Annotated in this window: 2 protein-coding genes; both read right to left on the bottom strand. The window is 38.1% G+C overall.

All coding sequences use genetic code 11. The annotated features are described in order from the left end of the window. Positions 1-721 (bottom strand): recombinase family protein (locus ACYQ21_RS15615; RefSeq protein WP_460059601.1); only part of this gene is annotated, 721 nt, incomplete at its 3' end. A gap of 47 nt (positions 722-768) precedes the next feature. Further along, on the bottom strand, positions 769-918 hold the full coding sequence (locus tag ACYQ21_RS15610; protein WP_460059599.1) for a hypothetical protein: 150 nt from the start codon (positions 916-918) through the stop codon (positions 769-771). Positions 919-1,172 lie beyond the last annotated feature (254 nt).

The raw sequence follows: 1,172 nt of genomic DNA, 5'->3' as shown, positions 1-1,172 counted from the left end.
TTTTATAGGTTGCTGGAGACGAGATACCTTGATGATTCAATCGTCCGACAATTTTTCGGATAGATAGACCTTCAACGACATACCATTTGAAAATCAAACGAATAATCTCAGCGGGTTCGTCATCAACGAGAAAATGGTTTTTATTCTCAGGATTTTTGCGATAACCATATGGCGCAAATGCACCTATAAATTCGCCACGATTGCGCTTTTCACAAAAAGTCTTATGAATTTCTTCCGAAATCATAAGCGGATAACTTTCGTTAAATGAGCCAAAGATTGAGACATCCATTTGATAGACTTTCCGTGGTTCTAGGTAAGTATCAATATAGGGTGTATCAATCGAAATAAAGCGTGTACCGTACTCTGGAAAGAGTTTGCGTAAATACTCCGTTTGGTCACCACTGTTCCGAAACGCTCTTGACAGGCTCTTACAGATAATCGTGTCTACACGACCACTTTTCACATCTGTTATCATCTCTTGAAAAGCAGGACGATTATAGGCATTAACTGCACTAATACCGTCGTCAATGTAGGTTTGCACAACCTGATAGGCATCTTGAAACTGTTCATCGAGATAGCTTTGGATAATTTTTTTCTGATTGGTAATACTCAAACTCTCGTTATTACCATCTTCGTGGGAAAGTCTAACATAAATGGCGACTTTCCATTTGCGTTGTTGTTCTATTAAAACGTTTTGTTGAGATTTTCTGATTCTTGCCATCTTCTAGCCTCCTCAAATCCCATACCACGAATCTATTATACCATAACCTAGGTTAATTTAGCAGTGGATAGGTGTTGATACAACAATTTTTCTAGACTTTCGCCGTTTTCTTGATAGACTAGATGTATAACAAGACCATTTACAATCAAATCAAACGCTTTTTGTAAGGGTTGTCCGACGACAGTTTCTTTTTTCATATCTTGATTTCCTCCATTCCTTATCTATCTATTCTCTAAAGAGAGAGCAACAGAAAAGAGGAACAAATCCTCTCCTCTTTATGTACACTATTCAGACTGTTTTCGACAGAAAACACATAGGTCTTTTGACCTCCTCACTCATTCAAGTCAGGGCAATAGGCAAGTATCATTATCAAAATCAATTTGTCATCGCACTTGATTGCCTAAACCAAGTGGTCACTCAATCTTTTTTCGCTAAACAAACGTTCGTGGCG

This window comes from Pseudolactococcus yaeyamensis, assembly GCF_054658615.1.
The sequence above is the reverse complement of the archived record's forward strand: the minus strand, read 5'-3'. Positions and strand labels throughout refer to the sequence as shown.